The 18,944-nt window shown below is 61.2% G+C and carries 16 protein-coding genes; 2 read left to right on the top strand and 14 right to left on the bottom strand.

The window, feature by feature from the left end:
* Positions 1-26 precede the first annotated feature (26 nt).
* Positions 27-1,037 carry an extracellular solute-binding protein gene (locus LOY52_RS02690; protein WP_258678103.1) on the top strand — a complete coding sequence of 337 codons (1,011 nt, stop codon included), beginning with the start codon at positions 27-29 and terminating at the stop codon, positions 1,035-1,037.
* Positions 1,037-2,602, top strand: a complete 1,566-nt coding sequence (locus tag LOY52_RS02685) for an iron ABC transporter permease (protein ID WP_258678102.1) — start codon at positions 1,037-1,039, stop codon at positions 2,600-2,602. The genes LOY52_RS02690 and LOY52_RS02685 overlap by 1 nt, the downstream gene beginning before the upstream one ends.
* 56 nt (positions 2,603-2,658) lie before the next feature.
* Here LOY52_RS02685 and LOY52_RS02680 read toward each other — a convergent pair whose 3' ends face one another.
* The 14 genes from LOY52_RS02680 to LOY52_RS02615 form a co-directional block, all read right to left on the bottom strand.
* A complete protein-coding gene (locus LOY52_RS02680; RefSeq protein ID WP_258678100.1) occupies positions 2,659-3,468 on the bottom strand; it encodes an IS3 family transposase in 810 nt (269 codons plus the stop codon).
* 20 nt (positions 3,469-3,488) lie between these two features.
* On the bottom strand, positions 3,489-3,785 hold the full coding sequence (locus LOY52_RS02675) for a transposase (RefSeq protein ID WP_258675765.1): 297 nt from the start codon (positions 3,783-3,785) through the stop codon (positions 3,489-3,491).
* Between the two features lie 121 nt (positions 3,786-3,906).
* Complete coding sequence (locus tag LOY52_RS02670; RefSeq protein WP_258678098.1) at positions 3,907-5,841, bottom strand: methyl-accepting chemotaxis protein; 1,935 nt, start codon at positions 5,839-5,841, stop codon at positions 3,907-3,909.
* Between the two features lie 139 nt (positions 5,842-5,980).
* Positions 5,981-7,270, bottom strand: coding sequence for an adenylosuccinate synthase (locus LOY52_RS02665; RefSeq protein WP_003221122.1), 1,290 nt, complete (start codon positions 7,268-7,270; stop codon positions 5,981-5,983).
* Between the two features lie 54 nt (positions 7,271-7,324).
* On the bottom strand, positions 7,325-8,512 hold the full coding sequence (locus LOY52_RS02660) for an ATP phosphoribosyltransferase regulatory subunit (RefSeq protein WP_047600701.1): 1,188 nt from the start codon (positions 8,510-8,512) through the stop codon (positions 7,325-7,327).
* A 313-nt stretch (positions 8,513-8,825) separates the two neighbouring features.
* A complete protein-coding gene (gene hflC / locus LOY52_RS02655; RefSeq protein WP_027611416.1) occupies positions 8,826-9,695 on the bottom strand; it encodes a protease modulator HflC in 870 nt (289 codons plus the stop codon).
* Positions 9,695-10,870, bottom strand: a complete 1,176-nt coding sequence (hflK, locus tag LOY52_RS02650; protein ID WP_007967435.1) for an FtsH protease activity modulator HflK — start codon at positions 10,868-10,870, stop codon at positions 9,695-9,697. Before hflK ends, hflC begins: the two co-directional genes overlap by 1 nt.
* A 96-nt stretch (positions 10,871-10,966) precedes the next feature.
* Positions 10,967-12,268: a ribosome rescue GTPase HflX gene (gene hflX, locus LOY52_RS02645; RefSeq protein WP_003221114.1), complete on the bottom strand. Its 1,302-nt coding sequence runs from the start codon at positions 12,266-12,268 to the stop codon at positions 10,967-10,969.
* Between the two features lie 12 nt (positions 12,269-12,280).
* Positions 12,281-12,541 carry an RNA chaperone Hfq gene (gene hfq / locus LOY52_RS02640; protein ID WP_003221112.1) on the bottom strand — a complete coding sequence of 87 codons (261 nt, stop codon included), beginning with the start codon at positions 12,539-12,541 and terminating at the stop codon, positions 12,281-12,283.
* A gap of 94 nt (positions 12,542-12,635) precedes the next feature.
* Positions 12,636-13,607, bottom strand: coding sequence for a tRNA (adenosine(37)-N6)-dimethylallyltransferase MiaA (miaA, locus tag LOY52_RS02635; RefSeq protein WP_096794765.1), 972 nt, complete (start codon positions 13,605-13,607; stop codon positions 12,636-12,638).
* Positions 13,607-15,505, bottom strand: a complete 1,899-nt coding sequence (mutL, locus tag LOY52_RS02630; protein WP_225138893.1) for a DNA mismatch repair endonuclease MutL — start codon at positions 15,503-15,505, stop codon at positions 13,607-13,609. Before mutL ends, miaA begins: the two co-directional genes overlap by 1 nt.
* 5 nt (positions 15,506-15,510) lie before the next feature.
* Positions 15,511-16,890: an N-acetylmuramoyl-L-alanine amidase gene (locus tag LOY52_RS02625; RefSeq protein ID WP_371260346.1), complete on the bottom strand. Its 1,380-nt coding sequence runs from the start codon at positions 16,888-16,890 to the stop codon at positions 15,511-15,513.
* A gap of 51 nt (positions 16,891-16,941) precedes the next feature.
* The gene (gene tsaE, locus LOY52_RS02620; protein ID WP_007967425.1) at positions 16,942-17,412 is read right to left on the bottom strand and encodes a tRNA (adenosine(37)-N6)-threonylcarbamoyltransferase complex ATPase subunit type 1 TsaE; all 471 of its coding nucleotides are present in this window, start codon (positions 17,410-17,412) and stop codon (positions 16,942-16,944) included.
* The gene (locus LOY52_RS02615; RefSeq protein ID WP_258678096.1) at positions 17,400-18,899 is read right to left on the bottom strand and encodes an NAD(P)H-hydrate dehydratase; all 1,500 of its coding nucleotides are present in this window, start codon (positions 18,897-18,899) and stop codon (positions 17,400-17,402) included. Before LOY52_RS02615 ends, tsaE begins: the two co-directional genes overlap by 13 nt.
* Positions 18,900-18,944: the final 45 nt, after the last annotated feature.

Below are 18,944 nucleotides of genomic sequence, written 5' to 3'. Positions count from 1 at the left end.
CAATGCGACAGTGAGGAACCCTGCGAATGATGTTTCGAAATACCCTGCGCCGCGGCTTGACCTTCACCCTGCTCGGCCTGGCACTCGCCACTCCCCTCACCCAGGCAGCCGATGCGGTTTCCCTGACGCTCTACAACGGCCAACACAAGGAAGTCGGCGATGCGATCGCCAAGGCTTTCGAGGCCAAGACCGGCATTCATGTCAACGTACGCAAGGGCAGCAGCAACCAGCTCGCCAGCCAGGTCATCGAAGAAGGCGACCGCTCCCCCGCCGACGTGATCTACACCGAAGAATCTCCTCCGCTGAACAACCTCGGCGAGCAAGGCCTGCTGGCCAAGACTGACGACGCCACGCTGGCGGTGCTGCCCAAGCAATACGTCGCCGGCAACGGCACCTGGATCGGTGTCACCGCGCGGGTTCGCGTGGTTGCCTACAACCCGAAACTGGTCGATGAGAGAGACTTGCCAAAGTCGGTGATGGAATTCTCCGATCCGAAGTGGCAAGGCAAAGTCGGTTTCGTCCCGACCAGCGGCGCCTTCCAGGAACAGGCCGTGGCGATTATCAAAATGCACGGTCGCGACGCCGCCGAAGAATGGCTGACCGGCCTGCGCGCTTTCGGCAAGACCTACAGCAACAACATGGTCGCGCTCAAAGCCGTGGAAAACGGCGAAGTCGCCACCGTGCTGGTGAACAACTACTACTGGTTCGCCCTGCAACGCGAGAAAGGCAAGCTCGACTCGAAACTGCATTACTTCACCGGCGGCGACGTCGGCGGACTGATCACTGTATCCAGCGCTGCCGTGCTGAAATCCAGCAAGCATCCAAAAGAAGCCCAACAATTCCTTGCCTACATGGCCAGCGAAGAAGGTCAGCGCGTGATCACTCAGACCACCGCCGAATATCCGCTGCACAAAGGCATGGAATCGGATCGCGGACTCAAGCCGTTCAGCGAATTAGAAGCCCCGAACGTGACCCCGGCCGATCTTGGCAACGCCGAAGAAGCGCTGGAGCTGGAACGTGAAGTTGGCCTGAACTGATGGCCGCATCGTTATCCGCCCCCGCCGCGCGCGGGGGTTACCTGCCACGACGCAAGCGCCCGTCGATCTGGCTGGTGCTGCCGGTGTTATTGCTGGTGGTCATGAGCCTGTTGCCACTGGCCTATGTCGGCTTGAAAGCCTGGCAAGCCGGTTGGGCGGAGGCACTGCACTTGTTGTGGCGCCCGTACGTATTCGGCTTGCTGCGCAACACCTTGGCACTGATGGTTGGCGTGACGCTGACGTGCGGCGTGATCGGCCTGTCGCTGGCGTGGCTGCTGGAGCGCAGCAATCTGCCGGGACGACGCCTGTGGGGGGTGATTCTGTGCCTGCCGTTCGCGGTGCCGGCGTTTGTCAGCAGCTTCACCTGGGTGTCGCTGAGCGCGCAGTTTGAAGGCCTCGGCGGGGCGATTCTGGTGATGAGCCTGTCGAAGTATCCGCTGATCTTTCTGCCGGTCGCGGCGACCCTGCGCAACCTCGATCCGTCCCTTGAAGAGTCGGCTCGCACCTTGGGACAGAACCGCTGGGGCGTGTTTTTCCGCGTCACCCTGCCGCTGCTCTGGCCGTCGCTGCTGGCTGGCTCGCTGCTGATTGCCCTGCACATGCTGGTCGAGTTCGGCGCGCTGTCGATCATCGGCCTGCAAACCTTCACCACCGCGATCTACCAGCAATTCGAACTGGAATTCAGCAACGCCAATGCAGCGATGCTCTCCGCGGTGTTGCTCGCGTTGTGTCTGATGCTGCTGTGGCTGGAACTGCGGGTGCGCGGCAAGGGTCGCCATGTGCGCACCGGCCAGGGTGCAGCGCGTCAGGCGGAGCAAGTGCGGTTGGGGTCGTGGGCGGTTGCCGGTCAGTTGTATTGCCTGTTGCTGGCGATTGTCGGCAGCGGGGTTCCGCTGGGCATGCTCGCGTACTGGCTGGCGGTGGGTTCATCGGCGGCCTTCCCGGTCGCGGCGATCACCGAGGCCCTGCTGTCTTCATTGGCCTTGTCGCTGGGTGGCGCAGCGCTGTGCCTACTGCTGGCGGTGCCGGTCGGGCTGCTGGTGGTGCGTTACAAGGGCCAATTGGCGATCTGGGCCGAACGCCTGCCATATCTGCTGCATGCGCTGCCAGGCCTGGTGATCGCGCTGACGCTGGTGTATTTCGCCCTGCACTACGTGCCGGCGTTGTACCAGACCTCGGCATTGCTGCTGATCGCTTATGCGTTGCTGTTTCTGCCGTTGGCGCAGGCACCGATTCGTACGGCACTGAACAAGGCTGCGCCGCAGCTGGAAGAAGCGGCACGCACGTTGGGGGCCTCGTCGTTCACAGCGTTTTGCCGGGTGACCCTGCCGATCATTTTCCCGGCACTGGGCGCGGCGTTTGCGCTGGTGTTTCTGGATGCAATGAAGGAACTGACGGCGACGCTGCTGCTGAGCCCGACCGGGCTTAATACGCTGGCGACCGAGGTCTGGGCGCACACCGCGAATGTCGAGTTTGCGGCGGCGGCGCCTTATGCGGCGTTGTTGATTGTGGTGTCGGGTTTGCCGGTGTATCTGCTGACGACGCGTATGTATCTGAGCCGCTAAAAGATCGCAGCCTGCGGTGTAGTGGTTCAGTTTTTTTAAACCACTCCGTAGGAGTATTAGGCCGCCTGCTGCTCAAACAGCGCAGGCGGCAAGTGGTTCGAGGCAGAGTGGCAACGACGATGGTTGTAGTGATGAACAAAATCCATCACATCCTTCTCCGCTTCGAAATGGTTTTGGTAGCCGTTTTCCGGCATCCAATCGTGTTTCAACGTCCTGAAATAGCGCTCAACAACTGCGTTATCCCAGCAGTTCCCTCGACGACTCATGCTCTGAACGATCCGGTTTTCTGCCAAGCAGCCAACAAATCGATCAGCGGTGTACTGGCAGCCTTGGTCTGAGTGAAATAGCAACGCAGGCATCGGACGGCGTAGTGACACTGCTAACCTTAGCGCCCTTGCAGACAGCTCAGCATCGGCAGTTCGGGAACAGGCCCACCCCACAATTCTGCGTGAAAACAGATCCATCACCACCGCCAGATAAAGCCAGCCATTTCCGACTCGGATGTAGGTAATGTCGCCGGCCCAAAGGGTGTCTGGCTGGGTCGGATTAAAACGCCGATCAAGTATGTTCGGTGCAACAATCGCTGGTTTCGTAGCGCGTCGATAGTGGGCATAACACGGTCTGCGTCGGTGTAGGCCAAAGGTGTTGATCAGCGTGCGCATTCGACAGCGCCCAATAAAAATCCCCTCTTTTCTTAGCTCTCTGGAAAACCCACGAGTACCTAACGCCTCACGATGTTCTTTATGCATCGCACGAAGTTTACGCCTCAGCAAGCGCAGTTCAGGCTTCAGGCGCTTGGGTTTACGCTTGGTGTAATAGCTGCTTCGGGCAACACCAAGCACTGAGCACATGCGCCGAATCGACATTGCACCTCGAACGCCATCAATCACTTGGTTCGACCGAACAGAACCTTTAGATGAGAGGGCAATTGCTTTTTTAGCACTTGGTTCTCGGCTTCAAGCAGTGCCAGCTTTGCCTGGAGCGATTCGATCAGTTCCTGATCCTGCAATCGCGGTGGCTGCGACATGCCTTCCTGCTCTCGACGCCAGCGCGAAACCCAGCGACGCAGGGCCGTAGGGCCCACATTAGTAGCTTCACAGGCTTTAGGGATGGAGTAGTTCATCTCCACGACCAAGCGAATGGCTTCTGCTTTTTCCTCTGACGTGACAACCCGATATCCCATGATGCTTCCTTAAATCGACGCTCCTACATCATGGTCTAAAAAAATTCGACCACAACACGGCAGCTCCTACAGGGGAATTTGCGTTTCCTGTAGGAGCTGCCGCAGGCTGCGATCTTTTGATTTAAGCCCTGAACTGCCCCAGGCTGGCTTTCAACTGCGCCGCCAAGCCATCCAGCACCTTGCCACTGGCCGTGGTCTCGACCACCGCTTGCGCCGCTTTCTCGGCCTGGGCATGAATCGTCTCGACCCGCCCACGCACTGCCTGCGCGCCCTGCGCCTGATGCGCCGCCGCCTGCGTTGCCAGACCGATCGCCGCATGCACCTGCTCGACCGAGGCCTGCACCGACTGTTGCAGCCGCGCACTGTCGCGCAACACCAGCAAACCTTCGCTGGCCTGACGTCCGGCCTGACCGATCGCTTCTACCGCCTCACGCGCGCCCTGCTGCAATGCGACGATGTGCGCCTGAATATCGCCGGTCGAGCTTTGCGTCTTGCTCGCCAAGGCGCGCACTTCATCCGCGACCACCGCAAAACCGCGCCCGGTCTCACCGGCCCGCGCGGCTTCGATCGCCGCGTTCAAGGCCAGCAAGTTGGTCTGCTCGGCGATGCCGTGAATCACCGTCAGCACCACTTCAATCTGTTCGCTCTGCTGCGCCAGTCGCTCGATGACTTTCGCCCCGGTGTCGACCTGCCCGGCCAGCGCTTCGATCAAACTGCCAACCTTCGCCGAGGTACGAGTGTTTTCATCGGTGGCCTGGCGAATATCCACCACCTGCTTCAACGCCGCCTGCATGGCATGGCTTTCCGATTGCGCCTCGTCAGCCATTTGCGACAGCGCGCGCAGGCTTTCCGCCACCTCATCACGCTGCATCCCGGCCGCTGCGTCGGCACCGGCATTGCGCAGGGTCATGGCGCCGATTTCCACGCCGGTACGCTGGGCCACGTCGCCCGCCTCACGCACGATCGGCTGCAACTTATCTACAAAGCGATTGACCGCCGAAGCCATGTCGCCGATTTCGTCCTTGCTGTTGATCTGCACGCGCTTGGTCAGATCGCCCTCGCCTGCCGCCAGATCGTCCATCGCCGCATTGAGCATCTTCAAGCGATTGACCACCCGGTGCCCCAGCACCACCGCCAGCAACAGCAGCACGCCACAGCCGACCAGCGCCAGGCCCATACCGATGCGCCAGCGCAAGGTCGCGGCAGCTTCCTGCACGGTGCTGCGGGTATTGGCTTTCATCTCGGTCGCGGTGGATTGCGCCGACTGCAGACGCGCGCGCATCGCGCTGGCGCTGTCAGCAGCGGCCCCCTTGAGGCTATCGCCCACCAGTTGATCACTGCTGGCGATCAGCGCCGAGAAGCGCTGGTCGAGCGCGGCCAGATCGGTTTCCACCGATGCCGTCGAAACGCCCATCAGCACCTTGCCGATTTCCACGCCATTGGGATTGATCGAGGCTTCGAGGTAGTAGACCGACGGATCGTTTTTCGCCGCGTCCAGCACCTTGTCCAGCGCGCGCTCGCCCTGACCTTTTTCCAGCAAGGCCTTGTTGATCGGATTTTCGCGGTTGAGGTAACGCGTCAGGTGCTGACCGGTGGCATCGTCGTAAACCACGAACAACACGTTGGGATTGCGCTGGGCGCGGCGGGCAAATTCGGACAGGGTCGGCACGTCGCTGTCCCACATGGCGCGCGGCGCCACCGAGGCGAGCAACTGAGCCATGTCATTGGCCGAGTCCTTGAGATCTTTTTCCAGTGTCGTACGCAGTTGCGCCTGCTCTTCTTTCAGACGGGAAGACAGGCCGGCGGTCAGACGCTGCCGGGTACTTGAGGAAAGGTTATCGAGGCTTGAGGTGACCTCACGCCCGGCCTGTTCCAACTCGCCGGAGAGCTTTTGGCTGTCAGCGCCCAGACGAGTGCCGAGATCAGCCTCCAGCGCCGTGACCGTGCTTCGTGTCAGGGCGACTGCCACCAGCACTTGCACCAAAAGGGCGATACCAAGGGTAACGAACACGGGCCGCAACAAACGGCTTTGTAACAGTGAGAGAACGGCCGACACTGTGAATCCCTCTACTTCTGACGCCATTAATTTGATGGCACTCTTGTAGGAAGATTTACAGCAAAGGTCATGCCGTCCAACAGGCATAAACGACAAAGGCCCCGATTAAGGGGCCTTTGTTTTTTACATCAACGACTTATCAAGCGAACGGATGACGCAGAACGATGGTTTCGTTGCGATCCGGGCCCGTCGAAATAATGTCGATCGGCGCGCCGATCAGCTCTTCAACGCGTTTGATGTAGGCACGAGCATTAGCTGGCAGCTCTTCCAGGGTTTTGGCACCCACGGTCGATTCGGTCCAGCCCGGCACTTCTTCGTACACAGGCTGCAGGCCCACGTAGCTGTCAGCGTCGGTCGGCGCCACGGCATTGCCTTGCGCGTCCTTGTAGCCGGTGCAGATGTTGATGGTTTCCAGGCCATCAAGGACGTCCAGCTTGGTCAGGCAGATGCCCGAGATGCTGTTCACATCGATAGCGCGACGCAGGATAACGGCGTCGAACCAGCCGCAACGACGGGCACGGCCGGTGGTAGCGCCGAACTCGTGACCTTGCTTGGCCAGGTGCGCACCCACGTCGTCGAACAGCTCAGTCGGGAATGGACCCGAACCGACGCGAGTGGTGTAAGCCTTGGTGATGCCCAGGATGTAGTCGAGGAACATCGGACCAACGCCCGAACCGGTCGCCACGCCACCGGCGGTGGTGTTGGAGCTGGTCACGTACGGGTAGGTACCGTGGTCGATGTCGAGCAACGAACCCTGGGCGCCTTCGAACATGATGTCTTTGCCGGCGCGACGCAGGTCGTGCAGCTCGGCAGTCACGTCGAGCATCAGCGGCTTGAGCAGCTCGGCGTATTCCTTGCACTCGGCCAAGGTCTTTTCGAACTCGATGGCCGGCTCTTTGTAGTAACCGACCAGCATGAAGTTGTGGTAATCCACCAGTTCACGCAGCTTGTCTTCGAAACGCGGCATGTTCAGCAGGTCGCCCACGCGCAGACCACGGCGCGCAACCTTGTCTTCATAAGCCGGGCCGATACCGCGACCGGTAGTACCGATCTTCAGCTCGCCACGGGCTTTTTCACGGGCCTGGTCCAGCGCCACGTGGAAGGACAGAATCAGCGGGCAGGACGGGCTGATACGCAGGCGCTCGCGCACCGGTACGCCTTTCTCTTCCAGCTTGGTGATCTCACGCAGCAGGGCGTCAGGTGCAACCACCACGCCGTTGCCGATCAGGCACTGCACGCCTTCGCGCAGCACGCCCGACGGGATCAGGTGCAAGACGGTTTTTTCGCCGTCGATCACCAGGGTGTGGCCAGCGTTGTGGCCACCTTGGTAGCGCACTACGGCGGCAGCATGTTCGGTCAGCAGATCAACGATCTTGCCTTTGCCCTCATCACCCCATTGGGTGCCCAGGACTACGACATTCTTACCCATAACACTTGTCCTCATTCGCGCAAACTTGGTGCCGGCGATGGCCGGCAGGAAAACTCAAGAAGCCAGTGGCGATACTTGCCAAAGCCCGTTCTGCTGAATCAATTGCCGGTCGCAGTCCGCATCACGGGCGGCGGCCAAAGGTTGTCCAGGCAATGCCTGAACGACACGCTGACCCTCACTGCGCAACTGGCAAACCTGCTGCCAGAGTGCCGCATCCGTACTGTCAGGCATCCAGATACCGCCAGACGGTAGCTCGATCTCAGCACGCCCCAGGGTCACCAGGGTTTTCAAATCGGTAGAGAAGCCGGTCGCCGGACGGGCACGACCGAAGTCGGCGCCGATGTCGTCGTAACGACCGCCCTGAGCGATGGACTGGCCCACGCCCGGGACAAACACCGCGAACACCACACCGGTGTGGTAGTGGTAGCCGCGCAGCTCGCCCAGGTCGAAGTACAGCGGCAACTCCGGGAAACGCGTCGCCAGACGATCGGCGATCTCCAGCAAATCTTCCAGCGCCGCCAGAACCGGCGCCGGTGCATTAGCCAGACGCTCACGGGCCGCACTCAGTACTTCACGGCCGCCACACAGGTCGACCAGCGCCCGCAGCATGCCGGACAGATCGGCCGGCAGGCCTTCGGTCAAGGTAATGACCTCGTCGATGGCCTTGCGTTGCAACGCATCGAACAACTGCTGCTCGACTTCACCGGACAGACCGGCGGCGCGCGCCAGACCACGGTAGATGCCGACATGGCCAAGGTCCATGTGCACATCCGGCACATCGGCCAGTTGCAGCATGGCCAGCATCAGGCTGATCACTTCAACGTCGCTGCTCGGGCTGGCATCGCCGTAAAGCTCGGCACCCAGCTGGATCGGGCTGCGCGAGGACGACAGTGCACGCGGCTGGGCATGCAGCACGCTGCCGGCGTAGCACAGACGGCTCGGGCCTTCGCGACGCAGGGTGTGCGCATCGATGCGCGCCACTTGCGGCGTGATGTCGGCACGGAACCCCATCTGCCGACCCGACTGCGGATCGATGACCTTGAAGGTACGCAGATCCAGGTCCTGGCCCGCACCGGTCAGCAGGGATTCCAGGTACTCGATATGGGGAGTCACGACAAACTCGTAACCCCAGCTCTGGAACAGATCCAACACCTGACGACGCGCGACTTCAATGCGCGCCGCTTCCGGTGGCAGTACTTCTTCGATGCCATCTGGCAGCAGCCAGCGGTCTACCGTTGCCATTACGCCATTCCCCTTTGATCCGGGCGGCCAGCCTGCGGGCGAGCCTTGAGTGAAGCAGAAAATGACCGAACCGTTCAAAACGCACGCGCATGAACGACGCGGCGAAAGGCCTGTTACCGGCTTCGCCCATCACTTTCCTCGAAAAACGCTCGGGCCATTCAACCCGATGCCTGCAACAAAAAACAGCAATCAAACGTGCAGACGCAAAAAAGCCGGGAATTTCCCGGCTGCCGCATCATACACACGTTTTCCCAAAGGATCACCCCGCCCGAGGTTTTAGCCGCCGGGCGGAATGATTCAGGTCAACGTCGTATCAAGGCTTGGACTTTTCCAGGTAACGGAAGAAGTCGCTGCTTGGGTCGAGAACCATGACGTCGGATTTGTTCGCGAAGCTTTCACGGTAGGCACGCAGGCTACGGTAGAAACCGTAGAACTCCTGATCCTGACCGTAGGCCTTGGAGTAGATTGCAGCGGCCTGGGCATCACCGTCACCGCGAATCTCCTCGGATTCACGATAGGCTTCAGCCAGCAGCACGCGGCGTTGACGATCGGCGTCGGCACGGATGCCTTCGGCCAGCTCGTTACCCTTGGCGCGGTGCTCGCGAGCTTCACGCTCACGCTCGGTGCTCATACGTTCGAACACGCTGCGGTTCACTTCCTTCGGCAGATCGATGGCCTTGACCCGGACATCAACGACTTCGATACCCAGCTCTTTTTCCGCCATCTTGTTCAGCGACGCGGTGATGTCAGCCATCAGCGCATCACGCTCACCCGACACCACTTCGTGCAGGGTGCGCTTGCCGAACTGGTCACGCAGACCGGATTCCAGGCGACGGGACAGACGCTCGTCGGCGATCTGCTTGAGGCCGGAAGTCGCGGTGTAGAAGCGCTCGGCATCTTTCACGCGCCACTTGGCGTAGGCATCGACCATCACGGCTTTCTTTTCCAGGGTCAGGAAGCGTTGGGTCGGTGCATCCAGCGTCATCAGACGTGCGTCGAATTTACGCACCTGGTTAACGTAAGGCACTTTCACATGCAGGCCCGGCTGAACATCGGCCTGAACCACACGACCGAATTGCAGCAGCACCGCACGCTCGGTCTGAGCCACGATGTAGAAGCAGTTCCAGCCCACCAGCACCACGACAACGCCAACGATCAGGGCGATCAGCGATTTATTGCTCATCAGCGGGTCTCCCTTGTACGTGTCTGCGGCAGGTCAGTGACATGCGGCGCGACGTCCGTGTTGTTGCTGGCGGCGGCAGAACCGGTGACCGGTGCATTGCTGCCCGAACTGTTCTGGATCATTTTGTCCAACGGCAGGTAAAGCAGGTTGCTCTGGCCGTTCTTGTTGCCGGTCACGAGTACCTTGCTGGTGTTGCTGAAGACTTCCTGCATGGTGTCCAGATACAGACGCTGGCGGGTGACTTCAGGGGCCTTGCGATACTCGGCGACCAGTTTGGTAAAGCGATCCGCCTCACCCTTGGCGCGCGAGACCGTCTCGTCGCGGTAACCGTTGGCATCCTCGAGGATGCGCTGGGCCTGACCACGGGCTTCCGGCACGACGCCGTTGGCGTAGGTTTCCGCCTGGTTGCGCGAACGCTGCTCGTCTTCACGGGCGCGGATCACGTCGTCGAAGGCTTCCTGCACTTCACGCGGTGCCGCTGCGCTCTGTACGTTGACCTGGGTGACGGTGATACCGGTGCGATAGGTATCGAGGAAACGTTGCAGACGCTCCTTGATTTCGCTGGCCATCAATTCACGACCTTCGGTCAGCACCTGATCCATGGCGGTGGAACCCACCACGTGGCGCAGGGCGCTGTCGGTCGCATGCTGCAGACTGATTTCCGGCTGATCGACGTTCAGCACGAAGTCCTGCAGGTTGCTGATCTTGTACTGCACGGTCAGCGGCACTTCGACGATGTTCTCGTCTTCAGTCAGCATCTGGCCCTGCTTGGTATAGGCACGCTCACGCGTGACGTTTTCCATGTACTTCTTGTCGATCGGCGGGAAGTAGATGTTCAGGCCGGGGCCGACAGTCTCGTAGTACTTGCCGAAGCGCAGCACCACGGCTTGCTCCTGCTCGTCGACCACATAGACCGCGCTGTACAGCCAGACAGCCGCCAGCACCACGAGGCCGATACCGAGCAGACCGCCGAAGCCGCCACCACTCCTGCCCGAACCACCGCCGTCATCACCACCGCGTTTCTTACCACCACCGAACAACCCGTTCAGGCTTTCCTGCAGCTTTCGGAAGGCCTCGTCGAGATCCGGTGGCCCCTTGCGGTCGCCGTTATTGCGGCGCTTGCCACCCCAAGGATCCTGATTATTCGAGTTGCCACCCGGCTCATTCCAAGCCATAGCGCTCTCCATCTGATAAAGCAAAGACGCACCCACGGCGCGCCGACCAATGCTACAGAATGCCTGCCGTTGCGGCACAACCGCTTTGCCAGGCTTTTATTGCAAAGTGTGTTGCTCGATGAATTCCATCGGCTGCAATCCTTCGCGGCTTACCAGTCGATTCAACTCGACCCGGGGCAAACGAACGGCCAGCAGGCAGATGCCTTCTTCGTCATGCTCTTCTTTCTGTACCGCACCGAGTTCGAAGAACTGCGCACGCAGTCGAGCGAATCGTTGCGGCAAGCGCAATGTCCCCACAAACAAATCACTGCCCAGCAACTCGGCAATGGCTTGTTCAAGCAATTCCAGACCCGTGCCATCGCGCGCCGACAGCCAGACCCGCTGCGGCTTGCCATCGGCATCGCGCTGGATCTGTGGCTCAACGCCTTCAAGCAAATCGAGTTTGTTGTATACCTCGAGGATCGGCAAGTCCTGGGCTCCGATCTCGCCCAGTACCACCATCACCTGCTCGATCTGCAACATGCGATCCGGTTCGGCCGCATCGATCACGTGCAACAGCAGGTCGGAATTGCTCGACTCTTCGAGCGTAGACCGAAATGCTTCGACCAGCTTGTGCGGCAAGTGTCGAATGAACCCTACCGTGTCCGCCAGAACGATCGGCCCCAGGTCGTCCAGTTCCAGACGGCGCAGGGTCGGGTCCAGCGTGGCGAACAATTGGTCGGCCGCGTACACCTCGGACTTGGTCACATTATTGAACAGCGTGGATTTGCCGGCGTTGGTATAGCCCACCAGAGACACGGTAGGGATATCCGCACGGGAGCGGCCGCGTCGCGATTGCTCGCGCTGGCTGCGCACCTTTTCCAGGCGACCCTTGATCTGACGCAGACGAACCCGCAGCAGACGCCGGTCGGTTTCGAGCTGGGTTTCACCGGGGCCACGCATGCCGATACCGCCACCCTGACGCTCAAGGTGAGTCCAGCCGCGAACCAGGCGGGTGCTCATGTGATCAAGCTGGGCCAGTTCTACCTGGAGCTTGCCTTCATGGGTACGGGCGCGCTGGGCGAAGATATCGAGAATCAGGCCGGTACGGTCGATCACGCGACACTCGAAAACACGTTCGAGGTTACGTTCCTGACTGGGCGTGAGAATGTGATTGAAAATCACCAGATCGGCCTTTTCGGCATGGACCAGGTCGCGTAATTCCTCGACCTTGCCGCTGCCAATCAGGAATTTGGCGGTTGGCCGATGACGCGGTACGTTAAAAAACGCAACGGTCTCGGCGCCCGCCGAATTAGCCAATTCCTGAAACTCCTGCGGATCTTCGCGCGCCTCAGGGTCCTGACCTTCCAAGTGAACGAGGATGACTCGCTCACCACCACCGTGGCGCTCAAAGAACAAAGGAGACTCCTATCAGGCGTTACCTGGCTCAGCGTCACCTGCATCGGATTCGGTTGCGCTAGGCAGACGAATTGGACGTACTGGCACGACTGTCGAGATAGCGTGTTTGTAAACCATCTGGCTGACGGTGTTTTTCAGCAGGATAACGAACTGGTCGAACGACTCGATCGTGCCTTGCAGTTTGATACCGTTGACCAGGTAGATGGAAACCCCAACTTTCTCTTTACGTAAAGTATTCAAGTAAGGGTCTTGTAGCGAATGCCCTTTTGACATGTGCCGCACTCCTTTAAGGATTCAATAATAAAAATAGGTAATTCAGATGGCTTTGGCCGCCACACCCCCAAGGATAGACGGCAATTGCAAGGACTCAGCTCAATATGGAGATGGTCCCAAGGTATTTCAAGGCGCGTGGCAGATTGTCGCAATCAAGACTGTCCAGCCAGTGCAGTTCTTCCCAGCTGCGCAGCCAGGTGAACTGACGCTTGGCCAATTGACGCGTGGCAATGATGCCGCGTTCCTGCATTTCAGCTAACGACAGCTTGCCATCCAGGTAGTCCCAGACTTGGCGGTAGCCTACCGCACGTATAGACGGCAACCCGGAATGCAGGTCACTTCTTTTACGCAGGGCTACGACCTCGTCGATGAACCCCTGTTCCAGCATATTTGTGAATCTTTGTTTAATGCGCTCATGCAGTACCTGGCGATTTGCCGGAGCAATGGCCAAGTTCGCGACAGTATAGGGCAATTGTTGCCGTCCCGAAGCGGCTGCTTCAGTACTTTGCGCAGATTGTTGCTGACGCAGGGCAGTCATGCTCTGACCGCTGACCCGATAAACCTCCAGCGCCCGACTCAGGCGCTGCGGATCGTTCGGATGAATGCGTGCCGCCGACACCGGATCGATGCTCGCCAGCTGATCGTGCAGGGCTTGCCAGCCGAGGCGTGCAGCCTCTTCTTCGATCTGCGCACGGACCTCGGGATCCGCCGCCGGCATGTCCGCCAGGCCATCAACCAACGCCTTGTAATAGAGCATGGTGCCGCCAACCAGTAGCGGAATTTTTCCGCGCGCGGTGATCTCGGCCATGGCTTGCAGGGCATCGCGGCGGAAATCCGCAGCCGAATAGGCTTCAGCCGGATCGAGAATGTCGATCAACCGGTGCGGAAATTCGGCCAGCAGTTCTTTGGAAGGCTTGGCGGTGCCGATGTCCATGCCGCGATAGACCAGCGCCGAGTCGACGCTGATCAGCTCGCACGGCAGCACCTTGGTCAGCTCGATGGCCAGGTCGGTCTTGCCCGCAGCGGTCGGGCCCATCAGGAAAATCGCTGGAGGAAGCTGGCTCATCAACGACCGCGCAGGAACAGTTTGTCCAGATCGTCCAGGCCCAGTTGGGTCCAGGTCGGTCGGCCATGGTTGCATTGTCCGCTGCGCTCGGTGTTTTCCATGTCGCGCAGCAGGCCGTTCATTTCCGGCAGGGCCAGGCGCCGGTTGGCGCGGATCGCGCCATGGCAGGCCATGGTCCCGAGCAGTTCGTTCAGGTGTGCCTGAATCCGGTCGCTGGTGCCGTATTCCATCAGGTCCGACAACACGTCACCCACCAGCCGATTGGCCTCGGCCTGTTTGAGCAGGGCCGGAATCTGGCGGATCGCCAATGTTTCCGGGCCCAGACGCTGCAGCTCGAAGCCCAGACGCTGGAACCATGCGGCGTGTTCTTCGGCGCAATCGGCTTCACGCTGACTGACCGCCAGCGACTCCGGCACCAGCAGCGGCTGGCCGCTGAGGCCTTCGCTGGCCATGGCGATCTTCAGGCGTTCGTACATGATCCGCTCATGCGCGGCGTGCATGTCCACCAGCACCAGCCCCTGAGCGTTCTCGGAGAGAATGTAGATGCCCTTGAGCTGCGCCAGCGCGTAACCGAGCGGCGGAATATCTTCCTGACCGGCCGGCAGCGCGTTGGCATTCGCTTCCGGCAACGGTGCGAAGAACTCGCGGTAAGCGGCTTGTGCCTCGGCCGCCGGCACAGCCGACTGCGGACGCGGCGTGTACTGATACTGATAAGCGCCGCCAGCACTGGCGCCCGACGAAGTATTGAACGCCGGTTGCGCCTGCGGCTGTTCCAGCAGCGCGTTGGCCGCCAGACGCATTTCGCCCTGCGGGCCGAATTCACCGGCCTCGATACCGGTTGGACGCACCACAGCGGTGGTGACAGAGCCTGCCAACTGATCTTCCGGACGCACATCGCCCAACGCGCGGTGCAACGTGCCGTAAAGGAAGTCATGCACCATGCGTCCGTCACGGAAGCGCACTTCGTGCTTGGTCGGGTGCACGTTGACGTCCACCGCCGCCGGATCGACTTCGAAAAACAGCGCGAAGGTCGGATGACGGCCATTGAACAGCACATCGCGATAAGCCTGACGCACCGCGTGGGCCACCAGCTTGTCGCGCACCGCACGACCGTTCACGAAGAAATACTGCAAGTCCGCCTGACTGCGGTTGAAGGTCGGCAATCCGACCCAACCCCACAAGTGCAGACCATTGCGCTCGATCTCGATCGGCAGCGCCTGCTCAAGGAAGCCCGAACCGCAGATCGCCGCCACCCGCCGGGCGCGGGCCGCATCATCGTGGGCCTCGTGCAGGCTAAGGATGGTCTTGCCGTTGTGGCGCAGATGGAAGGCCACGTCGAAACGCGCCAGCGCCAGACGCTTGATCACTTCTTGCAGGTGATCGAATTCGGTTTTTTCGGTCTTGAGAAACTTGCGCCGCGCCGGCGTATTGAAAAACAGGTCGCGCACTTCCACCGACGTACCGACCGGATGCGCCGCCGGCTGCACCCGAGGCGCCATGTCGCGACCTTCGGTTTCGACCTGCCAGGCCTGATCGGCGTCGCGGGTGCGCGAGGTCAGGGTCAGGCGCGCCACGGAGCTGATCGACGCCAGTGCTTCACCACGGAAGCCCAGGCTCATCACCTGTTCCAGATCTTCGAGATTGCGAATCTTGCTGGTGGCGTGACGGGCCAGGGCCAGCGGCAGGTCATCGGCGGAAATGCCGCTGCCGTCGTCACGCACCCGCAGCAACTTGACACCACCCTGCTCGACATCGACATCGATGCGTTTGGCGCCGGAGTCGAGACTGTTTTCCAGCAACTCCTTGATCACCGAAGCCGGGCGCTCGACCACCTCGCCGGCGGCGATCTGGTTCGCCAGCCGTGGGCTGAGCAGTTCGATGCGTGCGGCGTTCAACACCTGATTCATTCTTTGGACGCCAGTTCGGTGCCGGGAATGGTCAGGTGCTGGCCGATCTTCAGCTCATCGCTGCTGAGATTGTTGGCGCTGCGCAGGGTCGCGGGCGACACCTGATAGCGAACGGCAATCATCGCCAGCGTCTCGCCCGGACTCACGCGATGATCACGCGGGCCTTGGGCGATCTTGCCGGAATCACGCAGCCAGGCAATGTAGGTGCCCGGTGGCGGGTTCTGCTGGAAGAACTGGCGCACGCCGCTGCTGATCGAACGCGCCAGCGCCTGCTGGTGGCTTGAAGCCGAGAGTTTGTTCGCTTCGTTGGCGTTGGAGATAAATCCGGTTTCGACGAGGATCGACGGGATGTCCGGCGACTTCAATACCATGAACCCGGCCTGCTCCACGCGCTGTTTGTGCAGCGGGGTCACGCGGCCGATGTTGGTCAGGACTTTCTGGCCGACGTTGAGGCTGGAAGTCAGCGATGCGGTCATCGACAGGTCGAGCAACACACCGGCCAGCATGCGGTCCTTGTCGTCGAGGCTGACGTTGCCGGCCCCACCGATCAGGTCGGAACGGTTTTCGCTGTCGGCCAGCCAACGGGCGGTCTCGGATGTCGCGCCGCGATCGGACAGGGCAAACACCGAGGCACCGAAGGCTGCCGCAGACGGCGCGGCATCGGCGTGGATCGAAACGAACAGGTCGGCGCCCTTCTTGCGGGCGATTTCGGTACGGCCGCGCAACGGGATGAAGTAGTCGCCGGTACGGGTCAGCTCGGCGCGGAAACCTTTCATGCCGTTGACCTGACGCTGCAGCTCGCGGGCGATCTGCAGCACCACGTCTTTCTCACGCTGGCCGCGCGAGCCGGACGCACCCGGGTCTTCGCCGCCGTGACCGGCGTCGATCACCACAATGATGTCGCGCTTGCCGGCCGGAGCCGGTGGCAACTTGATCGCCGGCTCCGACGGTGTCACCGGCACTGCCGGCACGGTGGCGACCGATGGCGTTGGCGCAGGCGGCGGCGCGGCATCGGCCGGGTTGTCGAACAGGTCGACCACCAGACGGTTGCCGTATTGCGCGTTCGGCGCCAGCGAGAAACTTTTCGGGGTGACGGCTTTTTTCAGGTCGATGACCACCCGCAGGTCGGTCGGCGTACGCTGGGCAGAGCGCATCGCGGTGATCGGCGTGTTGGCGGTCGAGACTTTCAGCGGCGCCCCCAGGGTGGCGCCATTGATGTCGATCACCAGCCGATCCGGTGCGGTCAGGGTGAAGACGCTGTGCTGCACCGGGCCACTCAGGTCGAAGACCAGTCGCGTGTTGTCCGGCGCCCGCCACAGGCGCACGCTGTTGACCTTTGTCTCGGCCACAGCGTTGACGGTCACTGCCATCAACATCAGTCCAACGGCAGCCACCAACGCGCGAAAGCGCATACCTAACCCCATCATTTAATTGGATTCCAATGCCAAAGCGGCACACCAGGCCTCGCCACGCGAGCCCTGGGATAAAATTTTCAGCGAACGCCCGCTGTCTTGCGGGCTAATGGTAATGGTCAGGTCAGGCTTTGGCAAAAAGCCTGCACCTTTATCGGGCCACTCGATCAGGCACAGGGCGTCGTCTTCGAAATAGTCGCGGATGCCGAGGAACTCCAGCTCCTCCGGATCGACCAGACGATACAGGTCGAAGTGGAAGGCACGCACGTCGCCGATCTCGTAGGGTTCGACCAGGGTGAAGGTCGGACTTTTTACCGCGCCGACATGCCCCAGCCCACGAATAATGCCCCGCGACAGGGTGGTTTTACCCATGCCCAGATTGCCTTCCAGGAAAATCAGGCCGTGGCCCTGGGTAACGCGGGCGATCCGTGCGCCAAAGTCGCTCATGGCCTGTTCATCGGCCAGGTACAGGGTTACTTCAGACACGGTGCATGCTCCTCCAACAACTGACGAATGACTGGAATCAGATCACTGGCCGCCAGTCCACGGCCGAATTTACCCAGTTGCGCGCCGGCATTGGCGTGCAGCCAGACTGCCAGGCACGCGGCATCGTAGCCGCCCATGCCTTGGGCCAACAACGCGCCAGTCAAGCCGGCGAGTACGTCGCCCAGGCCGGCGGTGGCCATGGCCGGATGGCCTTGATGACACAGCGCCAGACGCCCATCGGGGTGGGCGATCAGGCTGCCGGCGCCTTTGAGCACGACGACGGCCGAGTATTTTTTGCTCAACGCCCGCGCGGCGGCCGGACGATCTGCCTGCACCTCGGCAGTGCTGATCCCCAGCAGGCGCGCCGCCTCGCCCGGATGCGGGGTGATCACGCAGTCCCCAGGCAGGCGAACAAAACCGCTCGCCAGCAGATTCAATGCGTCGGCGTCCCAAACCTGTGGCAGCGGCGCATTGGCAGCAGCGGATAACAGCGCCCGCCCCCAACTCGCCTGCCCGAGCCCCGGACCAACCACCAGCACCGAAACCTTTTCCAGCAGCCCCATCAACTGATTGGCTGACGACGTGCCGAGCACCATGACTTCCGGCATCCGCGTCAGTGCTGCCGGGACATGTTCCGCACGGGTTGCCAGCGACACCATCCCGGCGCCACCACGCAGCGCACTTTCGCTGCTGAGCAGAATCGCCCCGCCAAAACCCTGATCGCCACCGATCAGTAGCAAATGCCCGAAGCGCCCTTTGTGTGCAGCGGGCGCACGCGGGGCCAATCGTGGAAGATTAGCCACCGAGAGACGCACAGCGCTGACAGGAATGTCACGGTAGATGTCGCCGGCGGCTTGCAGATCGTTAAACACCAACGCACCGACCTGATCCGCCGCCGCCCCGGTGAACAGGCCAAGCTTCAAGCCGATAAAGGTCACGGTAAGGTCAGCGCGAACCGCAACGCCGAGGACATGCCCGGTATCGGCACACAGTCCGGAAGGAATATCCACCGCCACCACCGGCTGGCCACTGGCATTGATCGCCTTGATCGCAGCGGCATACGGCTCACGGACATCGCCGGCCAGCCCGGTGCCGAGCAAGGCATCGACAATCACCCCGCGCAGCTCGCTTTGCACGGTCCAGCCCTGCACGGCGACGCCATCGTTGATGGCCTGCGCATAAGCCTGCGCCGCGTCGCCCTGCAAGCGTTGCGGATCACCGACTGCGAGCACCCGCACCGCCCACCCGGCCCGATGCGCCAGCGCGGCGATCAGAAAACCATCACCGGCGTTGTTGCCATGCCCGGCAAGCACAGTCATTTCGCCCGCCGACGGCCATTGCCGTACCAGTGCACGCCAGGTCGCGTGAGCGGCGCGCTGCATCAATTCGAAGCCCGGCGTGCCCGCAGCGATCAACCGCGCATCGAGTGCTCGCACCTGTGCGGCGCCATACAGCGCGTCGGGTAATTCATCTTTCGTGTGCGGCATGCGTCTTCGGGCTCCGATGTCTGGCAGAATTATACGCACCTCAGC

Source organism: Pseudomonas sp. B21-051, from assembly GCF_024748795.1.
Classification (GTDB): domain Bacteria; phylum Pseudomonadota; class Gammaproteobacteria; order Pseudomonadales; family Pseudomonadaceae; genus Aquipseudomonas; species Aquipseudomonas putida_A.
Note: the sequence above shows the minus strand (reverse complement) of the source record. Positions and strands in the feature narration are given on the sequence as shown.

Excerpts from the sequence above, each read along its gene's own strand:
- LOY52_RS02680 (WP_258678100.1), bottom strand. The coding sequence starts at position 3,468 with ATGTCGATTCGGCGCATGTGCTCAGTGCTTGGTGTTGCCCGAAGCAGC.
- miaA (WP_096794765.1), bottom strand. The coding sequence starts at position 13,607 with ATGAGCCAGCTTCCTCCAGCGATTTTCCTGATGGGCCCGACCGCTGCG.
- LOY52_RS02690 (WP_258678103.1), top strand. The coding sequence starts at position 27 with ATGATGTTTCGAAATACCCTGCGCCGCGGCTTGACCTTCACCCTGCTC.
- hflC (WP_027611416.1), bottom strand. The coding sequence starts at position 9,695 with ATGAGCAATAAATCGCTGATCGCCCTGATCGTTGGCGTTGTCGTGGTG.
- LOY52_RS02675 (WP_258675765.1), bottom strand. The coding sequence starts at position 3,785 with ATGGGATATCGGGTTGTCACGTCAGAGGAAAAAGCAGAAGCCATTCGC.
- LOY52_RS02625 (WP_371260346.1), bottom strand. The coding sequence starts at position 16,890 with ATGTTGATGGCAGTGACCGTCAACGCTGTGGCCGAGACAAAGGTCAAC.
- LOY52_RS02660 (WP_047600701.1), bottom strand. The coding sequence starts at position 8,512 with ATGGCAACGGTAGACCGCTGGCTGCTGCCAGATGGCATCGAAGAAGTA.
- hfq (WP_003221112.1), bottom strand. The coding sequence starts at position 12,541 with ATGTCAAAAGGGCATTCGCTACAAGACCCTTACTTGAATACTTTACGT.
- hflK (WP_007967435.1), bottom strand. The coding sequence starts at position 10,870 with ATGGCTTGGAATGAGCCGGGTGGCAACTCGAATAATCAGGATCCTTGG.
- LOY52_RS02685 (WP_258678102.1), top strand. The coding sequence starts at position 1,037 with ATGGCCGCATCGTTATCCGCCCCCGCCGCGCGCGGGGGTTACCTGCCA.
- LOY52_RS02665 (WP_003221122.1), bottom strand. The coding sequence starts at position 7,270 with ATGGGTAAGAATGTCGTAGTCCTGGGCACCCAATGGGGTGATGAGGGC.
- LOY52_RS02615 (WP_258678096.1), bottom strand. The coding sequence starts at position 18,899 with ATGCCGCACACGAAAGATGAATTACCCGACGCGCTGTATGGCGCCGCA.